Genomic DNA, 24,161 nt, shown 5'->3' with positions numbered 1-24,161 from the left:
TTTTTAGTGAATCGCAAAGGCGCAAAGAATATTGTGTTAAACAACATTACTTGATATATTTCTCTAATCCTGTTTTCAATGGTTTCAAAGCATTTGCCGCCAGTTTAGCAATGGATTCAGAGCCTAATTTTGATAAATGGGTATCGTCATCTTTTCCGTCAGGATAATAAGCGTTTTCTCCTTTTTTATAGTGGAGATGCAACCTCTTGGAATTCTCAGGGCCATAAGAAATTTCTAATTGTTCAGTCAGCAGCTGCAGATCCACCAATGGTACTTTGAGGTCCTGAGCAACCATTCTTACTACTAACGGATATTCTTTATGGGTATCTACCAAAACACCATTTTCATTAAAATTTCTTCTGACAATAGAGGTCATGAGAATAGGAATAGCTCCTTTTTCTCTGGTTTCCTGAACGTATCTTTCAAGATTGGCTCTGTATTGGGTGTAAGGATTGGTGAAACGTACCGAATCATTAACTTTCTGATCATTATGACCAAATTGGATGATCACAAAATCTCCTTTTGTAAGCTGTTTCTTTACTTTATCCCATCTTCCTTCGGTTCTGAAACTTTTAGAGCTTCTTCCGTTGGTTGCATGATTCTGAATCTCAATTCCTGTTGTCAATAATAACGGAAGCATCTGTCCCCAGCCATGTTCGGGGTTTTTATCCGGATTTTCCTTATTGGCCACGGTAGAATCGCCGATTAAGAACAACGTGGGTTTCTGTTGTGAAAATGTGAATACAGATAGTAGTACACTGAAGAAGAGCAAGTATTTTTTATTCATTTTTTCTGATGTAAGGGTAAAAGTTGTCGGTTAATTGGCAGGATTCCAGCCGTCCAGTATTTTTTCTAAGGTGTAATTTTTCAAGTCTTTTTTCGTCAGTTGATGGGACCAGCTTGCGCGTTTGAGAGTGTTTCCGCCATCGCCTTTACTTCCAAATTCTGCATAGTAAGCGGTTTTTTCTTTATCCGGGAACATGTTGTCGCCTTTCCAGGGATTCCAGCCTTCGGGAAGAATATGTTTTCCCATTTCAGTACGGATGAAAACTGTTTTAGCGTAGGGACGCCAGGGTCTTCCGAGATATACTTTCGTAATACCTTCTTTAGCCGTTAAAGTGCAGTTGAGAAAAACAAAGCCGTATTTCCTGTCAGCTTCTGTTGCGGCAGCGGTGATATAAGAATCCGCGAAACTTTTGATGATACAATTCTTAAAAACAGCAGTTGCCTGTCCAAAAATAAAGTCGGTGGTTCCTTCGATATAGCAGTTTTCAAAATACTGCCGGCTGTGATTGGTTGCCGCGTACACGGTATCCTGACAACCCAGAATATTGCAATTTCTACTACTGAAACGATCGCCCTCCACGTGAAGAGAAACGGCTTGTCCTTCATTGCAGGAACTGTTTTGAATGGTAAGGTCACTGATTTTAATATCATCAGCCATCACCAAGAGCGTATAAGAATTGAAGGTGGTCATTTTTTCGTTAAAAGCATCAGGTTTTCCCGAATAGTCATTATTGGTAATGATGGTCGTATTTTTATTTTCACCCTGTAACGTGATCTTATGCTTTGAAGAAGGAATTATAATTTTCTCGTGATAGGTTCCGGCTTTGATGATGATCAGTGCTTCTGAAGGACCTAGATCTCTTACTGAATTAATTGCTTTCTGAATTGAGGTGAAATCTCCGCTTCCATCTTTGGCAACCGTGATTTTTATGTAGGGAGAGTTTCCTGCCAGCAGCCATTGAGCCAGGGAAATGAATACCATTAACAATAATTTTTTCATATGCTTATTTCAATGTGATAGTATTGGGGAAGGCTATTGTAAACGCAAAGAAAAATGTTCAGATCATTTAAGAATTTTATTTAAAAAATCGACAGTGTAGTTCAACGTTTCCGTAAACCAGGGTTCAGCGCTCCAGAAAGAATGAGGGGTGTCTTTTATCTCATGATATTCTGTAGGAATGTTGAAGTTTTTCAGTTTTTTCATCATATCATCACTTCCTGCGTGAAACCGGGGCTGAGGACTGTTGATAAACAGGGTAGGAGGTGTATTTTTATTTACATATTCCAAAGGGGAAGCTTCGGTCCATTTTTTTAGGTTGACATTCCGGTCTCCGTCCAGCCAGTATGAAGCATAGGTACTTTCTTCCGCTTCTGGATGGATAAAGGAAACAATCCCATCTATATTCACGATAGCACTGATGTTGTTTTTTGATCGTACTCCAACCAAAGTGGCCATTTGAGCACCTGCAGATTCTCCCAGTACGGCTATTTTCTTCTGATCTAAAGAATATTTTTTACGATTTTTCTTAAGCCATCTGATAGCTTGTTCTATATCTTCAACACCTCCGGGATATTTGGCGGCATCGGCAAGCCGATATCCTACAGCTATTGAAACATATCCTCTTGAAGCCAGTTCCTGAGCCATGAATTTTTCATTTTCCTTACCTCCTGAGATCCAACCGCCGCCGTGAACCAAGGAGATTCCTGGGTATTTTTGGGTATGATCTAAAGGATAATAGACATCTGCTTTTAAAGAAATACCGTTGATATTGGCATATTCCACCTCTTTATCAATCCCGATATTGCTCGGAACAGGGCGTTCCAGCGGGGTAATAAAAGGATATTTCTTTTTTAATTTTTCGTAAGTTCCTTCATTGGTGTAGGGGGAAGCATTCGGTCGGGTATGCTGACCGAATGCTAAGATCCCTACTAATGAAATAGAAATATAAGTAAGTTTGCTAATAATCATTCGCTTATCGAATTTTTATTGAACTGCATTTTTAGAGACTTCATTGGAGATTGTCAATGAGTTTTTGGTATTGATAATGTTTTTAGGCAATTTCACAGAACCTGTTTTTGCCCCTAAAATTTTTACGGATGGTTTTTGAGATTCAAACGTAACAGTAGATAAGTCGATATTTTTACTGTTATATACAATGGCTCCAGTTCCTTCAGCATAAGCAAGAGTAACATTTTTCAGAATAATTCCGTCCGCATCGGTAATGGTCAGTGCTTTTTTCGTGTCAAATTTAGAATCTTCAATCACGATGTTTTTAAGATTCATTTCTGCCAGACCGTTGAGGGTAATGGCTTCGTAAGAATTGACAGCATTGATATTCTTGAAATAAATATTTCTGAAGATCGGAGTTTCTTCGGTCACCGGATATACTTTTTCCGGAGCTTTATTTCCTTCCTGTTTCTGCCCGTCTTCCAGTACCGGAGAACTTCCTTCGTAAAACATATTGAATCCGATGGTCTGAGTGGGAATGTTAATCATATCAATATTTTTAATGTAAATATTTTCAACGATACCGCCTCTTCCACGCGTAGTTTTAAAACGGAGACCGATATCCGTTCCGATAAAAGTACAGTCGGAAACCTGAATATTTCTCGCTCCACCTGACATTTCGCTTCCTACGACAAAACCTCCGTGACCGTGATAGACTACATTATTTTTAATGATGACATTTTCAGTGGGCATTGCTCTTTTTCTGCCGTCTTCATTCTTTCCTGACTTGATGCAGATGGCATCATCTCCTACATCAAAAGTGTTGTCATAAATCAGTACATTTTTACAGGATTCAAGGTCTATACCATCACCGTTTTGAGAGAACCAGGGATTTCTAACGGTAAGATTTCTTAAAATAACGTTGGTACACATCAAAGGATGCAGGTTCCACGCCGGAGAATTCTGGAAAGTAGGACCGTCTAATAAGACCTGGTCACATCCCACCAAACTTACCATGACCGGGCGAAGAAAATCTTTCACCGTTGTTAGTTCATCTTTTGAAATTTTATCAGGAACGTTGAAGCTTGAACTGCTTTCAAATCCTTTTTTATAGCTTTCAGAAGGATACCAGGTTTTGCCGTCAGAAGATAAAATACCGCCTGAAGCAACGATCTGTTTCCATTCGGATTCGGCTAATTTTCCTTTTTTAACGGCTCTCCAGGCGTCACCGCTTCCATCAATTACACCTTTTCCGGTGATGGCGATATTTTTTACATTTTTTGCGGAGATCGGCGACTGGCAGCGGATGGTATTCAATCCTTCAAAACTTACGTCTACCAGAGGATAATCATTTTTATCTTTACTGAAAATGATGAAAGCTCCTTCTTCCACATGAAGATTGATGTTGCTTTTTAATACGATAGGGCCTGTTAGCCACATTCCTCTCGGCACGATCAGTTTACCGCCCCCTTTTTTGCTGAGGTCATCAATTGCTTTTTTAAAAGCTTCTGTATTTTTTACTTTTCCCCCTGCAATCCCTCCATATTGGGTAATATTGACGGTAGCAGCCGGAAAAGAGGTTTCTGTAACCTGAGGCATTTTAAACTCAACATTTTTATAAATGTCCATATTCTGAGCCTGGATCTGTCCCGAGAACAGCATGGCTGCCGCAAAACCGATCATTTTAAAAGACTTCTTCATGATTTACTTTTTATAGGTTGTAGTACTATTTTTAAATTCTTTATATACCAGAGAAGCGACAACTTGTGCTCCTTCCGGCTGAAAATGAGTATTGTCTTTCTGACCTTCCGGATAGGCTTCATACGTTCCGGAAGGAAGATTCATAAAGTAATGACTGGTAACATATTCCTGTCCTTTTTGGGTAAAATACTCCATAGACAACTTATTTAAATCGATGTAAGGAACATTCATTTCTTTTGCGATATCCAAAGCGGCCTGCCAGTAGTCGCCATGTACATTCTGAAGCTTTCCGTCTTTCCATGGATAGTTTCTGGCCACCGGAGTAACGATAACAGGATTTGCGCCTTTCTCTCTGGTTTGAGATACGAAAAGCCTTAAAAACTCTTTGTAACCCTGAATATTGATATACCGATCCGGATGCTTTTCCGATCCGTCATTGTGGCCAAACTGCATGATGACATAATCATTAGGTTCAAGATGCTCATATACATACCTCCATCTTCCTTCCTGAAAAAATGTTCTGGTGCTTCTTCCGCCATGCGCTCTGTCGTTTACGATTACGGAATCTGTCTTAATCCCAGGCCGTAAAGCTGCGAGGCTGTCTTTTACAAAAAACGGTTGAAAAACCTGCCCCCAACCTGTAATCGGATACCGGACTTTCATGTAATCTTTTCCCGGTTCATAATCCCCGGTGTAATCAGCCATTGTGGAATCCCCGATAAGATAAATATGGGTGATATTTTTATGCTGTTTTGCCTTTGCCTTTTGAGCACTATTCTGTGACTGGCATGCAGAAAGCAACAGGGAGCTGAATACAAATGAAAGGATTTTATAAGTTTTTTTTTCCATGACTAGAAGTCAATTTTTAATTATATTTAGAGAGGTTTACCAAGCTGATGTATGATGAAATACTCTCGCAGATTAAGCGGATAATGTAGATTTTAATGTACTATAATTTCACTATTGTTTACACAGTTATCTGCTCAATCTGTGTGATCTGCGTGACAAAAAAGCTTGCGTTTTACCAGGCATCGTTTTATTTTTTTGTGATTCTGAACCAGTCGAAATCAGCATATCCTCCGCGGGGCGCTTTTGCTGTGCTTACGCTGTATAAACCAACCTTTGCTCCGATCCATTTCCCCGGTTTTGCCTGGAAAATATCTCCTGCTTTGGTAAAGCTTTTTCCGTTTTCACTGTAGCTGAATTGGCAAAGGCCGTTGGGTTCGCTGACATTCACTTTTAAATACACTTCATTTCCTTTCAGTTTTGTTTCAAACAGGACTTTTTCTTCACCGCCTTTATCTGCTTTTTCGGCTCTTCGTAACTGAAGATAGTATCCGTCAGGCTTATTGGTAATGACTATTGATTCATGATCTAATCCCATCACCAAAAGTCCTGCTGTTTTCCCTTCTTTGGCATCTTCGGGGGTTAATTTAACCTTTGTAGACGCTGTAAAATTAGGACCCGGAAATTTTTGAGTGAGTAAGTTGGGAACGTTCCAAAGATTTTTTTCACCTTCCGGAACTTTCATGGAAAACAATCTCAAAAACTCTTGTCCCGGAAGTTTTGAAGACCATACGATATTCGGATTGGCACTCCATTGCCATTGAAGACCTAATTCTTTACCGTCAAATTCGTCCGTTTCCGGTGGAGTGACGATAGGGTAGGATTGGCCTGCATCAGGCTTTTTATAGGTTAAAACCGGTTCTCCGATGCCGTTTTTATTGTTGTCGATCCCCATTACAGGCCAGTCTTTTTCCCATTTCATCGGCTGCAGATGAACGATTCTTCCGTACGTATCTACATCCTGAAAATGATAAAACCAGTCTTCTCCTGAGGGTGTATCTACCCAAGCTCCCTGATGAGGTCCGTTGATTTTTGTAGAACCCTGCTCCAGAACAGTTTTCTCTTCGTAAGGGCCATAGATATTTTTTGATCTTAAGACCAGCTGCCATCCTGTAGCAACACCGCCGGCAGGAGCAAAAATGTAATAATACCCGTTTCTTTTATAAAGTTTCGGTCCTTCAACCGTGGGATGAGCATCGTGGCCGTCAAAAACATGAACTCCTTTATCCAGAACTTTGGTTCCTTCGGGATTCATTGTATTAATGGATAATAAACTTTTCACTCCGGCACGGCTTCCTGCCCAGCCATGCACTAAATAAGCTTTGCCGTCATCGTCCCAAAACGGACAAGAATCGATTAAGCCTTTTCCTTCCATCACCAGAACAGGCTTTTCCCAGGCTCCCAGCGGATCTTTGGTTTTCACCATATAAATTCCGTAATCGGGATCGCCCCAGTAGATGTAGAATTCACCTTTATGAAATCGAATACTGGGTGCCCAGACACCGTCTCCTCTTTTGGGAGTACTGAAGTTTTCATTGGGAAGCACATCGGGAAGGGCATAATTCACCAATTTCCAGTTGACCATATCTTTTGAATGAAGAATAGGAAGTCCCGGAGCTTCATTGAAACTGGAAGCGGTCATATAATAATCATTTCCCACACGGGTAACGTCCGGGTCGGAATAATCTGCATATAAAATCGGATTTCTGTAATTTTTCCCCTGATCAGCAGTCCAGACTTCAGAAACATATGGTTTTTCCTGTGCACTAAAGAAACTTGCTGTGGTTGAAAGTACCATAAGAGCTAACGCATTCAGTGAGTTTTTTCTTTTCTTCATAAAGATCATTTTCATTTATTTTTCGAATTCTAAACTTGCTAAGATGAAAGGTCCCGTTCCTTTTGGATCATTGGAGCGTATTTCTTCATTTACATAATATTCATAGGAACCGCTTCTGTAGGGTGTTCCGCCTAAACCTGCTACGGCGCAACATTTATTTAGACTTATCACCCCGTTTTCATCCACTGTAATTAAATTGTTGATGATTCCGTGGTAGCCTTTTTTAGCATAGGTTTTATACGATGCTGGAAGATAACCTTTATTCACCGATTTTATTATCGTATACACAAACATAGAGGATCCTGTAGCTTCCAGATAGTTTCCTTTCTCATTGCCTTTATCCAACACCTGATACCAAAGTCCTGTTTTTTGGTCCTGAACTTTAATAACTGCATCGGTATAGGATTTTAAATAAGAGATCAGTTGGGCTCTTCCGGGATGATTTTTGGGTAAATAATCCAGGACATCTACCATGGCCATTCCGTACCAGCCCATGGCTCTGCTCCAGAAATTGGGAGAAAGTCCTGTTTGCTTATCTGCCCACGCCTGTTCTTTACTTTCATCCCAGGCATGATACAATAATCCTGTTTTTTTGTCTAAAAGATGTTTTTGAATGAGATCAAATTGATTGATAATATCGTTGTAGGCTTTTTCAGCCTCAGCTCCTTTTGAAAAATCGTGGGTATAATGGGCATAAAACGGTTCACCCATATAAAGACCGTCCAGCCACATTTGATTGGGATAGATTTTTTTGTGCCAGAATCCTCCTTCCGAAGTTCTCGGCTGTCCATCAATTTGGGAACGAAGCGTTTGTAATGCTTTCAGGTATTTTTCTTTCTTTTCCTTTTCATAGAGGTAAAGAAGGACATTTCCACAGTTTAGCATGTCGATATTATACTTTGAAGCATCATAAGAAAGAATGGTTCCATCTTCTTTAACCATCGTATCACCAAATTGGGTGATGTACTTATAATATTCCTGGTTGCCTGTTTTGTCGTATAATTTTTCTGCACCTTCCAAAACAATAGCGGTCGGATAGCTCCATTTTGGGGTTTTATTGTAATCAAGCATCCATGCTTCTGGAAAACGTTTAATTTCAGAAAGAAGCATTCTTTGAGACCATGGTAATGTTGAAGAAATTTCCCCGTTTACATGGGTTTTTACTTCTTTGGAAGCAGTTTGCAGAGGCTTTTGTGCACAGGATAAAAAGAGTCCCGAACATAAAGCGGTGAATGCGTAAACTGTAATGGTACGGTTGATAAAGTTCATAGTTTTAAACTTTAAAGTTGATTATTTTTATCTAATAGATCCAGTTTTTTATCCAGATCCTGGTAAAAAGCTTCTTCGGTAGTAAGACCGTTGGGTTCCAGCGACCATGCTCCCATGAAATAATAAGAAACATTTTTAGTTTTCTTGAAGATGACAGTATGGGTGGATTTTGTTTTCACATATTTATCGAAATTTTCGAGAGGGTAGAAGACAGCCATTCCCAGGTTGTCATCTTTTTTGGTTTCCGTCTGATTTCCGTAGGTAGCGATGTATGCCCATTTTTTATCTTTACTGATTCCCTGTTTTAAAGGAATATTTTTAATGGCTACAAGGCCTGTACACAATCCGGACAGCGTATTGCTTAAGGAAAGATCTACTTTTACAAAACGGTCTTTCGGAAAAATAGTAAGTTTTGATTGAAGGTCTACTGCATTACCCCAGGTTTTCCAGCCTTTATAATCGATGGTGGCAAAAGACCTGTCTTTTTCATTGGTTACTTTTGCGGTAGTGCTTTTTACGATTTTAAAAGTTTCCACATAGTCGTTCTGTTCATCGTATCTTCCGTAAGATCCTACGCCAATCGTACGACCGGATTTTAACACATCCTGTCCCCATGGGGCATCATGATGATAGGATTCAAAACCATCTTGTCCGACATCGGGAAGAACGAGTGTGTTTACTTTTTTACCGAAAATATCGGTAGCATTTCTCCAATCCAGATAGAGTCTGTAGCCGATCTGGTTATTCTCCAGCCCGATTCCTTCATATCTGATGTAGGTTGAATGATCAGTATGTGCTTCCGGAAGTGTTAATTCCTGAATGTTTTTGAAGGTTCCGCCCACATATTGATCTCCTTCCCATTTTCCACCATCCTTTACGCTAAGTTCAGCATAGGAGAAAGGGGCTTTTGGATTTTTACGGATCTTTTCAATAACGCCGGTTTGGGCAAAAGAAACCGTTGAGCTCATAAAAGCTCCGACAAGAACTATGGTAAAGATGTTGAATTTCAATTTTTCTGACATACTATTTTTATTGGATAACTGGTTAATAAGGAGTTTTCATGGTTATTAGCGTTGTCCTTCCGTTATTTTTTTTACAATATCATTCATATAGACTTCAATATTGTCGTAGTTTTTATCTAAATCTCTTCCGTTGGCATTGGCAACATTTGGGTTTAATGCATTGTTAATTTCCCATTCGTCAGGAATTCCGTCGTGGTCTGAATCTACAGGAGATTTACCTGGAGCTAACATTGGAAATCCTCCGACATCATTCTGGGAATCGATGATTCCATTGGTGCTGCCTTTCGAACCTTTATAAGTGAAACTTCCGCTTCGGATATCTTTCAGCACATGAAGATCAACGGCATCCCTGGTAAGACTCGCTCCCCCAAACTGCAATATCTTTTCGTAAGCTTCTTTGGCAGAATGGGTTTTTATATTGTTGTGAACATCATGAGGCTGATTGATTTTAATTGAATTTTTCTCAGCCTGTGTAAGGTTATAAGAAGCTTTCATCTGGCTGAAAACCCCTTCTGTCCAGTTGTCTTTCGTTACTTCGGGATTTCCTTCCATCACATTTCCGCTGATATAATATTTCCCCCAGATGTTATAGACCTCTGCCTGTGGTTTTTCATTTTTATCGATGGCAACAATCCTTTGTCTGGTTGTGGTGGCAGGACCGGGTTTATAGTAATTATTGATGATATTGACATTCATGCCTTCGCCTCCGTAGAGACTGTTATGTCCCCAGTTATACATTACATTATTTCTGAAATCCGTAAGATCCGTCAACGCAAACTTACTGCCTGCATATTCTCCCAGTCTAGGGTTTCTGCTGTCGTGATGAGCATAGATATTGTGATGAAAAGACGCGAATTTTCCTCCGGCAATTCCGCCATAGCCATGGGCTCCTTTTTGATGGAAAGAATTTCTCAGACTTTCTGCAATCACACACCATTGAAGCGTTGTATTTTCATTTACATAAATGGAAACCGTCTCGTCAGTAGACCAGCTCATCGAGCAATGATCTACCATCAGATTTTTAATGAATCTTGCCCCTAAAGCATCCCCTTCATATTTTTTCTGATCACCCATCCGGAATCTCATATAACGGATGATGACATTGTCTGCAGCGACAAAAGTTTCGTAGTTGGCAACGGTGATTCCATCCCCCGGCGCGGTTTGTCCGGCAATTGTTACATTACCTTCTTTTATTCTTAGCGGAGATTGAAGATAGATGGTACCGCCTGTTGTAAAAACAATATATCTAGGACCTTTCTGATCCAAAGCATACCTCAGCGTACCTTCCGAGCTGTCATCTGCTGTTTTGGTTACGAAATACACTTTTCCGCCCCTTCCCCCTGTCGTATAATGCCCAAAGCCTTCTGCTCCGGGGAAACTCAGAACATTTTGCGCCTCTGCCAAAGCAGAAACACCACATATAATTCCTATCGTCAGTAATTGGGTGAACGGTCTTCTCATGATTGAAAATTCTTTAGGATTGAATGTTGGTTTATTTTAAACTCTTTTTTACGTTCCAGCCTTTTAAAATGTTAGTTGTTGTATAGTTTTTTCTTTCAGATGGAGTCAGTTGGTGAGACCACGAAACCCTTTTTGAAATAGGGGCACCAGCGCCTTTGGAATTGTATTCAGCATATAAAATTGTCTTTTCAGCATCCGGTTTATTCCAGTTGTGCCAGCCTTCAGGTTTTATGGTTGAATTCATTTCACAGTTGATGTATACGGTCTTGGCAAAAGGTCTCCAGGGTCTTCCCAGATATACTGAATGTTCAGCAGCATTTCCCATTATTTTACATTGAATAAAAACAAATCCAAAAGCATTATCCTGTGGAGTAGAAGCAGCTGTAACGTAAGAAGCACTTTCTTTTGAATAAATAGTACAGTTTTCAAAAACGGCAGTTCCCGCTCCGAAAATATAATCTGTTGTTCCTTCGATGTAGCAGTTACTGAAATAATTTCTGGAAGGTTTTGTTTTATCCTGAAGGTCTTGAGCTCCTTTTAGATATAAAGTATCCTGAAATCCAAGAAATCTGCAGTTTTCAAAGGCAATCCGGTCACCCGCTGTAAGAACGGCTACTGCCTGGCCTACTTTTCCCGAGCTGTTTTTAAATGAAATATTTCTTGCCGTAAAATCATTCGAAAAAATGAAAACAGTAGCAGAACCTGTGGTCCCGATTTCTTTACCGTCAGCATTCTTTTTTGATGCATAATCGTCATAGGTGATCATCGTGTTTTCAGGATTTTCACCTTCCATCAGGATGGCTCCTTTTGTTTCAGAAACTGTAATTTTTTCGTTATAAACTCCGGTTTTTATAATAATTCTTGTCCTTGCTGCGGTTCCATTTTCAACAGCATCAACAGCCTGTTGTATGGTCATAAAGTTGCCTTTTCCGTCTTTCGAAACCACGATGGTTGTATCCTTAGTTTTGAAAGAAAGAAGGCTTACCACAAACAGAATGAAAACAGGAAAAAGAATGAATTTTTTAGTAACAATAGAAGTTTTCATGACTTTGATTTTTGAGTACCATACAGACTTATCCCGGGAAGAAGCAAGTCTGTATGATCTACTCATATGAATGTACTGTATCTCTAGTAACCGTAATCCTGGGTAAGATTATAGTTAGACTGAATGATGTCGCTGTAGATCGGCAATAGTTCTCTTTTGTTAGGCTGGAAATATTGCGCAAAACCTTTTACAGGATCGCTGATGTACGTTGGAAGTACCGAAGTTCTCCATGCAATTTTCGTATATCCTGCCGGCGTTGCATCCTGCGAAGGATTGTAGAATACTTCTGTTTTATCAGTTCCCGGATAATAAATATCAATGGCGCTGATATTCTGTTGTGCTGTTTTGGAAGGATCATAAACCGATTTTTTATAATACAGATTCAGAGGTGCGTTGGCATAGGCTCCCGTTCCGTTCATAAAATCAGTCATTTTCTGTCTGCTCTCTAGAATTTTGGTGTTCAGTAAATTCCAGCGGATGAGGTCATATTTTCTGATGCCTTCTGCTCCCAATTCCAATAATCTTTCTTTAACGATAGCATTGAAAAATCCTACTTTGTCCGTAGGAATCGTTCCTACCTGACCTAAGTTTCCTGTATAGGCTCTGTTTCTTACCAGTTTTAATGCATTTACAGCTTCTGCTGAAGGAGATCCGTTCAGTTCGTTATCAGCTTCTGCAAACATCAGCATAACATCGGAAACACGGATCATAGGCCAGTCTACCGCAAGATTTTGAGAAGGCCCTGTGATATTCGTCCATGATTTTCTGAACTTGGAATCTGTAAATGAAATAGCAGTTACCAATTCTGCCTGGTTCGTATTATTCACTTTAAAAATTCCTACATTCATGTCTCTTCTCAGGTCATATTTACTGAATTCATAGAAATAAATAGGTAACGCATTGATTCCGCCGCCGCCTTTCCATGAAGAATTATCGTCATGCTTCAATCCGTTATAATATCCTATTTTACTGTCTGTTCTAGCATTTCCTCCGAAAGCTCCAACCGCAAAAATAACTTCATTGGTTGCATCCTGGGTATTGGTATGCAGTGCTCTGAAAACATTTTCGTAGCTTGGGTTCAGGCTGTGTTCTCCCGGATGGTTCATGATGTCTTTACACTCGTCGTAAGCGATCTGGTAATATTTTTGAGGATTAGTTCCCTGCACCATAAGCTGCGGGTTTCTTCTCAATGAATATCCTGCTCTGGCCAAAGCGATTCTTGCTCTAAGACCTTTTACAGCACCTTTAGACAATCGTGCAGCCGTAGTGCCGCCTTCCGATCTCCATGGAACTAGTGTAGCAGCCTTTTCAAGATCAGCAAGAATTTTTTCATAGATAACATCGCGGTCTGTTTTAGCAAGGTATAACGTTTCCATATCGGCAGATGGGATTTCCTGGAAAGGAATATCACCCCAGTTTCTGATCAGCTCATAATAGAACTGCGCTCTTAATGTTAAAGCTTCACCCATAAAACGATCCATTAATTTTTTATCATCTGCAGAACCTGTCTGGTATACCGGTGATATTGGGATATTTTTAATGCAGAGATTTGCTCTTTCAATACCTGAATATAATTTTAAAAACGGTTTATTAAGCTCCGTATTCGTAGTACAGGAACCGAAAGTGGCGATTCCTCTTCTGTCGTTACAGTTAAAATCTCCTGAAGTCCTAAAATCATCTGAAGAATGTGGGAAAATCAGAGAAAGTCTCTGTCCATAGCCATCATCGCCGGCAAGCTGGCTGTAAACCCCTACCAAAGCGGTGAAAGTATCTGCGGTACTGTCGAATTGCTGCGCTTCAGATACACTCGAAAGATTTTCGGGTTCTAAAAAGTCATTACAAGAAGTAAATGTTAATGACGAAATGATGCAGCTTACAATAATTATCGATTTTTTCATTTTCATTGTTTCATTAAAAGGTTATATCAATACCTGTCAAAATAAATCTGCTTCTTGGATAAGCAGCATAGTCTACTCCCGGAGTCAATGGATTTCTTCGGGTACTTGCTTCCGGATCATAACCGGAATATCCCGTAATGGTAAATACATTGTTTACCGTAGCGTATATTCTTAAGTTCTTAATAAATGCATTTTCCAATGCACCTTTAGGAAGTGTATATCCTAAGGTGATGTTGTTCAGTCTAAGGAAAGATCCGTCTTCAATCGCATAAGAATGAAGGATATAATTTCCTGATGGAGGAGTCCACATGGTGGTGTTGGCATTTAATGCAGCTAATGCGGTAGGATCTGTAACTTTTACCCCGTTATTGTCAAACCATTTCCAACGGTTGGCAACATCCGCAGACATGTTATTATCTCGGTATAAATATTGAGTGGTAAACTCAGATTTGTTTGCATTATACACTTTGCTGCCTACCGAGAAATTGAAGAATAAACTCATATCCCAGTTCTTTAATCGGAACGTCTGGCTGAATCCACCATAGAATTTCGGTTGTGCACTTCCCAGTTCCGTCTGATCCGCTGCGGTGATTTGCCCGTCACCGTTGAGGTCTTTCAATTTCAGATCTCCCGGTTGTACTGCTTTTGATCCTAAAGCTACCGCGCTGCTGCTCGGAACTCCGGACTTCAGAGTGTAAGCTTGCGTGGTTGGATTAAAGTCAAAATCACCGATCTCATATCTTCCTTCCGTTACATATCCGTAATACGTTCCTACCGGGCTTCCTACTTTAGCAATAAAGTCATAAAGATTATTCACCCATCCAGAAGCAACCAGGTAAGAATTTGAATTGGCGGCCAGATTTCCACCCAGACTCATAATTTTATTTCTGTTGGCAGAAATATTGAAATCTGCTTTCCACGAGAAGTTTTCTCTGTTAAAGATAATTCCTCCCAATGTTACCTCAATTCCTTTATTTTGAGTTTTTCCTGTATTCTGAAACTGTGTTTCGTATCCGGAAGTCTGAGGAATTTTAGCCAATACCAAAAGATCTTTTGTATCGGTGATATACGCATCTACACTACCATATAACCTTCCATTGAAGAATCCGAAATCGATCCCTACATTTTTAGAAACTGTAGCTTCCCATTTTACACGTGGGTTTTCAGCAATATTTCCGGTAGTCGCTCCCGGAGTTACCCCGCTCCCGAAAGTATATCCGTAATCCGTAGAAGTAGTAAAGAACGTGTCATGTAAATAAGCAGTAATTCTGTTGTTTCCAGCTAAACCATATCCGAAACGAAGTTTAAGTTCATCCAGCCATTCCTTATCTTTAAGAAAGTTTTCCTGTTTCATTTTCCATGCTAATGAAAACGCCGGGAAGGTTCCATATCTGTTTTCCTTACCAAATACATTAGACCCGTCTTGTCGTATAGAAGCTGTTATGACGTATTTATTCGCAAAAACATAATTGGCTCTTCCAAAGAAAGAAACCAGTCTGTCCGGTGGCAATGCTAAAGTTCTTGGGGCATCCTGAATCATTCCTGTAGGAGGTACCGCAGACTGTATGCTTGCAAATGCCTCGTTCGGAAGGATAGAAGAAGGAAGCCATTTTACATAGGTGTTGGAAGACTCTCCATCCGTTTGTACCGTTTCCTGCCCGATCATTAAGTCCAGCTTATGATTTCCGAATTTTTTATTATAATTTAAAGTATTACTGTTGGTAATTCTTCTCGTCTGTTGTCTTGTCAATTGCACAATCGGCTGATTGTTATTGGCCCTGGCATCGCTGGTTACCGTTCCCCAGAATTGGTTGACTGCATTATCTTTCTGTACATATCCTACCACACTTCTGAAAGTTAAATCTTTCGTGATGTTATAGTTCAGGTATGCATTTAATAATAAATCATTCGTTCTGTTTTGTCTGATCTCATTATCATTTAAGATTAATGGATTGACAAGGTTGGTAAGAGTAGCGTAGTTTGGATCGAAATCATCCACAGGAACGTTACTTCCCCCTTCAAAAGGTTGATATCGTACCGCATTTCTCAATCGGTTGGTCCCTTGTGAACCGCTTGCAGAAGTTCCTGCACCGTCAATCAGCTGGCGGCTGTATCTTGCGTTGAATCCTACTTTTAATTTTTTGCTGACATCATAATCGTACTTGAAGTTGGCCATACTTCTTCTGAAACCCGAATTCAGCATGATCCCATCTTCTTCAACATGGTTTAAGGACAAAGAGAATGCTGACTTTTCAGATCCTCCCATGATGTTGACATTATGGGTAAAGTTAAAAGCCTCCTGACCGAAAAGTTCTTTCTGCCAGTCTCTTTTCTTGATATTCCCGTATTTATCAGCCAGTTCGCTGAAACTTCCGTACCGCGTCTGAAAAGCAGTCTGATCCTCTAAAACACCATTTTTGTTGTATAGTTCATACTGATACATCACAAACTCATAAGGATCCAGAACAGGAATGGTATTGGTAATTTTTCTTACCCCGGTATATCCGCTGTACGTGATGGAAGTGGAAGCTTTTTTCCGGCCTCCTTTTGTAGTGATCAGCACTACACCATTAGCTCCTCTTGCTCCATAGATGGAAGTGGAAGAAGCATCTTTCAGTACTTCAATAGATTCAATTTCTTTGGGAGAAAGGATAGAAAGAGCGTTATCCATCTGGATTCCGTCTACAATATAAAGAGGGGAGTTGCTCTGAGTGATAGAAGTACCACCCCTTATCTTGATATCTACTTCAGCTCCGGGTGCACCTTCACTCGCCATAACTTGTACGCCGGCTACTCTTCCCTGGATTGCTTCTGCTGCATTGTTTACAGGCATGTCTTTCATTGCTTCGGCCTTTACAGAACCTACTGCATTGGTGAGATCAGCTTTAGAAACTTTAGAATAGCCTACCAAAACCACTTCGTCGATCTTGGATTCTTTTTCTTTATTCTTTTCTTGAGCCATACCAAGGACAGGAAGTAGAAAGACCGTTACATATAACCACTTTATTGATTGTACTCTTTTATCCATTATGATATCCTTATAGTTTTAATTATGGGTTGAAATCTTCTTTTCAATCTCTTTTGTTTTTTGTGGATTTTTTGTAAGTATTCTATTCTTTAATTAGTGGTCAATATTTTTGAAATAGCTACGCTTTTTTGTTGTGCAATCGATTGCGTAAATTTTCATGATAAAATATCTTGGCTCCTAAACTAATATTATTTTCCAATACGCAAAGAAAAAAATATTATTTTTTCATTAATTTGTGTGTTTAAATTATTAAAACTGACAAAACAATCGTTAGTTAATGTTAATTAAATTAAAGAAAATCAATTAGTTAATTGTTGTAATTTTATTATTAACTGAAATATAGAAAATACTGATTTTTTTAATGTTTAGGATTTTAAAACTTAAAATTTTCTTAAAAAACTACAGGATTTAAGTGTTAAAAAATCCCCAAATTGATCACTGAGAATTAAATTTTGAGAGATTTCCTGATTTTTATCATCTTTTTCTTCCTCAATTTTGATTCATATTTTTTAAATGATAACAATTAATATCAATAGGTATCATATATATGTATAAATTAAGTTATTATTATCGATATCTTATCTCATGCTTAACTTTTATTTTGGCATGATTTTATTTTAAAACACACCGCTCAGTATCATTTTCAGGGAAAAGAAATGTAGGGAACGGATCACAAAATTTTCTGTTTATGAATTAAATTTTAAATTTATTTAATTGATAATCAGTGTTTTAAAAATAAAAATTAATTTTTTGTTAACCAATTAAATAATAATTATATATTTATCCACAAGTATTTCTAACATTTTTTAGTGTAATTTAATGCAATCGATTACACAATGTTTAACGGTTTTGACAAACCATCAAAAGTAAAAGTATAAAAGCCAGAGTATGACACCATCAGAATTTCGATACGCCCATCATCCCGAAGATGCCAAAAAATACACCACTGAAGATCTTAGGAGGGAGTTTCTAATCGATGATCTATTTAATGAAGATAAGATTAAACTCGTGTATTCTATGTATGACAGGCTTATTGTAGGCGGTATTATGCCCTCATCAACAGCTTTGAAACTGGAACCTACAGATGATCTTAAAGCAGCATATTTTCTTGAGCGCAGGGAATTGGGAATTATCAATGTTGGTGGTGCAGGTAAAGTGACCGTAGATGGCGAAGTATATGAGCTTGGAAATAAAGAAGCTTTGTATATAGGAAAAGGAGCACAGGAAGTGACATTTGAAAAAACAGGGGAAGAACAGCCTTATTTTTATATCAATTCTGCTCCGGCACATCATGCGTATCCTACAAAGAAGATCACTAAAAGTGAAGCCGAAATTGTAGAACTGGGCGAAGAGAGATATGCCAACAGGCGTACCATAAACAAACTGATTGTGAATAGTGTACTGGAAACCTGCCAGCTGCAGATGGGGATGACAGAACTGCATCCAGGAAGTGTCTGGAACACCATGCCGGCACATACCCACACGAGAAGGATGGAAGCCTATTTCTATTTTGATCTTGAAGAAGGACAGACGATCAGCCACTTTTTAGGGCAGCCACAGGAAACCCGTCATATTTTCCTGAAAAACAGAGAAGCCGTTCTCTCTCCGGAATGGTCAATTCACTCAGGAGTAGGAACCTCTAATTATACTTTTATCTGGGGAATGGCCGGAGAAAATATGGACTACGGTGATATGGATGGTATCAAAACTAACGAACTAAAGTAATTTTTCTCATGAATTTATTTGATTTATCCGGTAAAATAGCCGTTGTAACCGGCGGAACTCATGGATTGGGAATGGCTATGGCTGAAGGCCTGGCTGCCGCGGGTGCTGAACTGGCTATTACAAGTACCACTCCGTCTAAGCTGGATCAGGCATTAGACTATTATCATGAAAAAGGATATAAAGCCACAGGCTATCTTTTTGATGTAACGGATGAACTTGAAGCAGCCCAGAAAGTAGCCCTGATGGAAGCCACTCATGGAAAAATAGACATCCTGGTCAACAATGCGGGAATCATCAAACGGGTTCCGGCGATTGAGATGGAAATAGAAGACTTTAGAAAAGTAATCGATGTAGATCTTACCGGTCCTTTTATCATGTCGAAATTAGTCGGCAAACACATGATCAAAAGAAGATCAGGGAAGATTATTAATATCTGTTCGATGATGAGTGAGCTGGGCAGGGATAATGTAGTCGCGTATGCTTCTGCAAAAGGCGGACTAAAAATGCTTACGAAAAATCTGGCAACAGAATGGGCTAAACATAATATTCAGGTGAACGGAATCGGTCCCGGATATTTTGCGACTTCCCAAACAGAACCAATCAGGGTGGATGGACATCCATTCAACGATTTTATCATCAGCAGAACCCCGGAAGGAAGATGGGGAAATCCCGAAGATCTTGCAGGAACCGCGATTTTCTTAGCCTCCGATGCAAGCAGGTTTATTAACGGACAGATTATTTATGTGGACGGCGGTATTCTGGCAACGATCGGGAAACCTGCTAATGAGTAACAAAAGAATTAAACTAGAATGAAATCCTTTATAACAGATCAATTTTTACTACAAAATAAATACGCTGAAGAACTCTATTTTAACTTCGCGGAAAAACAACCGATCATTGATTATCATAATCACCTGATCCCTAAAGATATTGCTGAAGATACGGTATTTGGGAACATCTCTAAAGTATGGATTGCAGGCGACCATTACAAATGGCGGGCAATGCGTACGCTGGGAGTGAATGAAAAATTCATAACAGGAGATGCTTCAGATAAAGAAAAATTCGAAGCCTGGGCGAAAACGGTTCCTTATACGCTGAGGAATCCTTTATACCACTGGACGCATCTGGAACTGAAACGGTATTTCGGGATTGATGAACTGCTTAACGAAAATAATGCAGGTGAAATTTATGAGAACATCACGGCTCAGCTGCAGACTCCGGAAAAATCAACAAGAGGCTTGCTGAAAATGATGAATGTAGAATCTTTATGTACCACAGAAGATCCTACGGATATTTTAAATTATCACCAGGAAATTGCAAAAAGCGATTTCAAGACCAAAGTGAGCACAGCTTTCCGTCCGGATAAAGCCATCCTGATTGAGAATCACAATTTCGCAGACTATATTTCTAAATTAGGAGCATCTGCAGGAATTGAAATTAATTCTTACCAAACATTGTGTGATGCGTTAATTAAAAGAATTGAATATTTCCATGAAAACGGTTGCAGACTTTGTGACCACGGATTGAATAATATTTCTTTTGAAGAAGCTTCAGATGCTGAAGTAAGTGCTATCTTTAATGATAAATTAGCGGGTAAAGTAATTGCTGAAAAGCAGGTTAACCAATTTAAAACCACCATTTTATTATTCTTAGGAGAAACCTACCACAAATTCGGATGGGTTCAGCAGTTCCATTTGGGAGCACTGAGAAATAATAATGAGCGTATGCACCAGATTTTAGGACCCGACACAGGATGGGACTCTATCGGTGACTTTGTGCAGGCTGAAACCCTGTCCAGATTTTTAAATACCCTGGATGGAAAAGATAAATTAACAAAAACCATTTTATATAATCTAAATCCGGCAGACAATGAAATATTCGCGACTATGATCGGGAATTTCAATGACGGAAGTGTGAAAGGAAAAGTACAGTTTGGTTCCGGATGGTGGTTCCTGGATCAGAAAGATGGAATGATCAAACAGATGAATGCACTTTCCAATATGGGACTGATCAGCTGTTTCGTAGGAATGCTTACTGATTCCAGAAGTTTTCTTTCTTTTCCAAGACATGAGTATTTCAGAAGAGTGCTGTGTAATCTTTTCGGAGAAGAAATGAAGAAAGGCGAACTGCCAGATGATATTGAACTGATAGGAAGAACAGTCTCTGATATCTGCTATCATAATGCAAAAAATTATTTTGACTTTTAATTAATAACATATGGGCAGTAGAATAGTCACTTTCGGAGAAGTCATTATGAGGCTTTCGCCTCCCGGAAATAAAACAATGAGACAAAGCCACGAAATGGAATTCTTTTTCGGAGGTACAGAACTTAATGTGGCCTCGTCACTCGCAGTGATGAACTGTGAGGTAAGGCACATAAGCAATGTTTCAGATGATTTTGTAGGTGAATCTGCCGTTTCTTTCATGAAAAGTGTAGGAATTGATACATCTTTCATCAATAAAACCGAACATCCTCTGGGATTATACTTTCTTGAAGTGGGTTCATCTGTCCGTGCAAGCAGAATTGCGTATAACAGACTGAACGGTTCTTTTGCCAATATAAAAACGGAGCAGGTAGACTGGGAAAAAGCATTGGAAGGCTGTGAATATTTTCACTGGACCGGAATAAGTCCCGGAATTTCAGAAACTGCCTATGAAACCTTAAAGGAAGGGTTGCAGACTGCCCAAAAGATGGGAATCCAGATCACGACGGATCCTGCGTACCGTTCCAATCTTTGGAAATACGGAAAAAGCGGAAACGAAATATTAAAAGAGCTGGTTTCCTATTCTACTATTTTCATTGGCGGTGTTAATGAGATCAATGAAATTTTAGGAACTCAGTTTTCATCAGATCAGGAAGGCTTTATAGAAGCCTGTACAATATTACAACAACAAATTCCTTCGATCCATAAAGTTTTCGACAAAATAAGAATTGGCGTTAATGCAAGTTCCCAGCAGACGCAGGGGAGAGCCTGGGTTAATGATACATTCTTTGAAACCGACTTGCTTGAAGTGAATCCCGTGGTCGACAGAATCGGAACCGGAGATGCTTTTGCAGCGGGTCTTATTTACGGACTGCTGCATTTTGATGACGAAAAAGCATTGAAATTTGCCAATGCGGCGTGTGCGATCAAACACACCATTTTAGGAGACATCAATTACTGCAGTGCCGAAGACATTATGGAAGTAATGAACGGAAATTCAGGAGGAAGAATAAAAAGATAATTATGGCAAGATTTACCCGTATAGAAGTTGCATTAAAAGCAAAAGAAACAGGGATCGTTCCCGTGTTTTATCACGCTGATGCGCAAGTGAGCAAAAAGATTTTAAAAGCCTGTTATGATGGCGGCGCCCGTGTTTTCGAATTTACCAACAGAGGAGAATATGCCCATGAAGTTTTTACCGAGCTGACGAAATATGCAGCCAAGGAACTTCCTGAAATGATGTTGGGAGTAGGATCTGTAGTAGATGCAGGAACAGCCTCATTATACATTCAAAACGGAACGAATTTTATCGTTTCTCCTTTATTGAATGCGGAGATGGCTAAAGTCTGCAACAGAAGAAAAATCTCATGGATGCCGGGCTGTGGTTCCGTTTCAGAAATTTCTTACGCCGAAGAATTGGGTGCTGAAATTGTAAAAATATTTCCTGCTTCCCAGGTAGGCGGACCGGAATTCATCAAAGCGGTAAAAGGTCCTATGCCATGGTCCAATATTATGCCTACAGGCGGTGTACTTCCCACAAAAGATAATCTCTCTCAGTGGATTGCTGCCGGGGCTTTTTGTGTAGGATTGGGATCACAGTTATTTGTGAAAAATGAAAACGGGGAATATGATTACGAAAAAATTACAGAGACTGTCGCGAATTCAATTCAAATTATTAAAGAATTAAGGGAATCATTATAACCTGAAACTTACATGTAAGTTTCAGGTTAACTACTTAGGTTTCCAATAAAAAAAGATTTATAAAATTAATAAGTCCTTGCTGAAAACGGCATGGAAAGGAGAGTTTTTGCTCTCATTTGTTTCAAAATCAATAAAAAATCAATACTATTAAAGATTGATATGAATAAAAATATATCCCCGAAACCGACTCACTTCAGATGGACGATATGCGTATTGCTATTCATCGCCACTACCATCAATTATATGGATCGGCAGGTGCTTTCATTAACCTGGAAGGATTTCATCGCACCCGAGTTTCATTGGAATAATAACGACTATGGAAACATCACCGCATTATTTTCTATATTTTATGCAATAAGCATGCTTTTTGCCGGGAAATTCGTGGACTGGATGGATACGAAAAAAGGATTTCTCTGGGCCATTGCAATTTGGTCTGTGGGAGCGGTTTTACACGCTTTCTGCGGTATTGCCACTGCGGGAGTCCTTACCGGAAACTGGATGGTAGGCTTCCATGAATCTAAGGAACTGATCGGTAAAGTAGATAACGTTTCTATGGTGATCAGTACCAGCGTTACCTTATTTATTTTCGCCCGTTTTGTACTGGCGGTTGGTGAAGCAGGAAATTTTCCGGCAGCCATTAAAACCACGGCAGAATATTTTCCTAAAAAAGACCGGGCGTTTGCCACCAGTATTTTCAATGCCGGAGCTACCGTTGGAGCATTGGCAGCACCGTTAACGATTCCTTTCATTGCCAAATCTATGGGATGGGAATGGGCTTTCATTATTATAGGAGCATTAGGATTTGTCTGGATGGGACTTTGGGTATTTTATTATAAAAAACCGCATGAACACCATAAAGTAAATACCCACGAATTAGAATATATCCAGCAGGATCAGGATGATCTGCCTAATACAGATTCCAGTATTCCTGAAAAGAAATTCACTTTTAAAGAATGTTTCAGCTATAGACAGACCTGGGCTTTTGCTTTTGGAAAATTCATGACAGATGGAATCTGGTGGTTTTTCTTATTCTGGACTCCGGCTTATTTAAGTTCAGTATACAAAATGGACAGTACGCAAAGTGCACTTCCTTTATTCGTTCTGTATATGATTACGCTGCTTTCGATTATCGGAGGCTGGCTTCCTAAATATTTTGTAGAAAAAAAAGGAATGAATGCTTATTCAGGAAGGATGAAAGCCATGCTGATCTTCGCATTTTTTCCACTGCTGGCACTTTTAGCACAGCCTTTAGGATCTATTACCTATTGGATTCCTGTTTTAATTATAGGGGTTGCCGGTGCAGCGCATCAGGCATGGTCTGCTAATATCTTTTCGACGGTTGGAGATATGTTTCCTAAAAAAGCAATTGCTACCATTACTGGAATTGGCGGAATGGCCGGTGGGATTGGTTCATTTTTAATTAATAAATCATCAGGAGTATTGTTTGATTATGCCCATAAAGCATGGACAACCGTTGATGGGACTCCCTTGCTGGAAAAATATCCACAATATATCAACGAACGCTTGCCGGAAGGTTTTTTTGAAAAATTAGAACAATCAGGAGCCGTGATTTCAGACGGAATCGATAAAGGATATATGATTATTTTTTCAATATGTGCAGTAGCCTATCTTATCGCATGGAGCGTAATGAAAGCATTGGTTCCAAAATATAAAGTTATCAATAAATAAT

The 24,161-nt window shown here is 39.4% G+C and carries 18 protein-coding genes; 6 read left to right on the top strand and 12 right to left on the bottom strand.

Annotated features, from left to right (window positions below; genetic code table 11):
* Window positions 1–46: 46 nt before the first annotated feature.
* The 12 genes from SB679_RS17115 to SB679_RS17060 form a co-directional block, all read right to left on the bottom strand.
* Window positions 47–787, bottom strand: coding sequence for a rhamnogalacturonan acetylesterase (locus tag SB679_RS17115; RefSeq protein ID WP_410703492.1), 741 nt, complete (start codon window positions 785–787; stop codon window positions 47–49).
* A gap of 30 nt (window positions 788–817) precedes the next feature.
* The gene (locus SB679_RS17110) at window positions 818–1,786 is read right to left on the bottom strand and encodes a pectinesterase family protein (RefSeq protein ID WP_410703491.1); all 969 of its coding nucleotides are present in this window, start codon (window positions 1,784–1,786) and stop codon (window positions 818–820) included.
* Window positions 1,787–1,849: 63 nt separating this feature from the next.
* Window positions 1,850–2,755 (bottom strand): alpha/beta hydrolase, encoded by a 906-nt coding sequence (locus tag SB679_RS17105; protein WP_410703490.1) that lies wholly within the window; start codon window positions 2,753–2,755, stop codon window positions 1,850–1,852.
* 15 nt (window positions 2,756–2,770) lie between these two features.
* Window positions 2,771–4,435, bottom strand: a complete 1,665-nt coding sequence (locus SB679_RS17100; protein WP_410703489.1) for a glycoside hydrolase family 28 protein — start codon at window positions 4,433–4,435, stop codon at window positions 2,771–2,773.
* 3 nt (window positions 4,436–4,438) lie between these two features.
* On the bottom strand, window positions 4,439–5,284 hold the full coding sequence (locus tag SB679_RS17095; protein ID WP_410703488.1) for a rhamnogalacturonan acetylesterase: 846 nt from the start codon (window positions 5,282–5,284) through the stop codon (window positions 4,439–4,441).
* Between the two features lie 187 nt (window positions 5,285–5,471).
* A complete protein-coding gene (locus SB679_RS17090; protein WP_410703486.1) occupies window positions 5,472–7,118 on the bottom strand; it encodes a glycoside hydrolase 43 family protein in 1,647 nt (548 codons plus the stop codon).
* Between the two features lie 15 nt (window positions 7,119–7,133).
* On the bottom strand, window positions 7,134–8,387 hold the full coding sequence (locus SB679_RS17085; protein ID WP_410703485.1) for a glycoside hydrolase family 105 protein: 1,254 nt from the start codon (window positions 8,385–8,387) through the stop codon (window positions 7,134–7,136).
* Between the two features lie 11 nt (window positions 8,388–8,398).
* The gene (locus SB679_RS17080; RefSeq protein WP_410703483.1) at window positions 8,399–9,409 is read right to left on the bottom strand and encodes a DUF4861 family protein; all 1,011 of its coding nucleotides are present in this window, start codon (window positions 9,407–9,409) and stop codon (window positions 8,399–8,401) included.
* Between the two features lie 45 nt (window positions 9,410–9,454).
* Entirely contained in the window at window positions 9,455–10,870 is a 1,416-nt protein-coding gene (locus SB679_RS17075) for a pectate lyase (RefSeq protein WP_410703482.1), read from the bottom strand.
* A 31-nt stretch (window positions 10,871–10,901) separates the two neighbouring features.
* Entirely contained in the window at window positions 10,902–11,915 is a 1,014-nt protein-coding gene (locus SB679_RS17070) for a pectinesterase family protein (RefSeq protein ID WP_410703480.1), read from the bottom strand.
* Window positions 11,916–11,998: 83 nt separating this feature from the next.
* On the bottom strand, window positions 11,999–13,813 hold the full coding sequence (locus SB679_RS17065) for a RagB/SusD family nutrient uptake outer membrane protein (protein WP_410703479.1): 1,815 nt from the start codon (window positions 13,811–13,813) through the stop codon (window positions 11,999–12,001).
* 13 nt (window positions 13,814–13,826) lie between these two features.
* On the bottom strand, window positions 13,827–16,841 hold the full coding sequence (locus SB679_RS17060; RefSeq protein ID WP_410703478.1) for a SusC/RagA family TonB-linked outer membrane protein: 3,015 nt from the start codon (window positions 16,839–16,841) through the stop codon (window positions 13,827–13,829).
* Between the two features lie 888 nt (window positions 16,842–17,729).
* On the opposite strand from SB679_RS17060, the gene kduI reads away from it, so the two are divergent.
* The 6 genes from kduI to SB679_RS17030 all read left to right on the top strand — a co-directional run bounded on the left by kduI (window position 17,730) and on the right by SB679_RS17030 (window position 24,160).
* Window positions 17,730–18,566: a 5-dehydro-4-deoxy-D-glucuronate isomerase gene (kduI, locus tag SB679_RS17055; RefSeq protein ID WP_410703477.1), complete on the top strand. Its 837-nt coding sequence runs from the start codon at window positions 17,730–17,732 to the stop codon at window positions 18,564–18,566.
* 8 nt (window positions 18,567–18,574) lie between these two features.
* Window positions 18,575–19,357: a gluconate 5-dehydrogenase gene (locus tag SB679_RS17050; protein ID WP_410703476.1), complete on the top strand. Its 783-nt coding sequence runs from the start codon at window positions 18,575–18,577 to the stop codon at window positions 19,355–19,357.
* 18 nt (window positions 19,358–19,375) lie between these two features.
* On the top strand, window positions 19,376–20,773 hold the full coding sequence (uxaC, locus tag SB679_RS17045) for a glucuronate isomerase (RefSeq protein ID WP_410703475.1): 1,398 nt from the start codon (window positions 19,376–19,378) through the stop codon (window positions 20,771–20,773).
* Window positions 20,774–20,783: 10 nt separating this feature from the next.
* On the top strand, window positions 20,784–21,791 hold the full coding sequence (locus SB679_RS17040; RefSeq protein ID WP_410703474.1) for a sugar kinase: 1,008 nt from the start codon (window positions 20,784–20,786) through the stop codon (window positions 21,789–21,791).
* Between the two features lie 2 nt (window positions 21,792–21,793).
* Window positions 21,794–22,471 carry a bifunctional 4-hydroxy-2-oxoglutarate aldolase/2-dehydro-3-deoxy-phosphogluconate aldolase gene (locus SB679_RS17035; RefSeq protein ID WP_410703473.1) on the top strand — a complete coding sequence of 226 codons (678 nt, stop codon included), beginning with the start codon at window positions 21,794–21,796 and terminating at the stop codon, window positions 22,469–22,471.
* A 159-nt stretch (window positions 22,472–22,630) separates the two neighbouring features.
* Complete coding sequence (locus tag SB679_RS17030; RefSeq protein ID WP_410703472.1) at window positions 22,631–24,160, top strand: MFS transporter; 1,530 nt, start codon at window positions 22,631–22,633, stop codon at window positions 24,158–24,160.
* Window position 24,161 lies beyond the last annotated feature (1 nt).

The organism is Chryseobacterium sp. SIMBA_029 (assembly GCF_046535275.1).
Taxonomy (GTDB): Bacteria; Bacteroidota; Bacteroidia; order Flavobacteriales; family Weeksellaceae; genus Chryseobacterium.
This window is presented reverse-complemented; position numbering and strand designations above follow the sequence as displayed.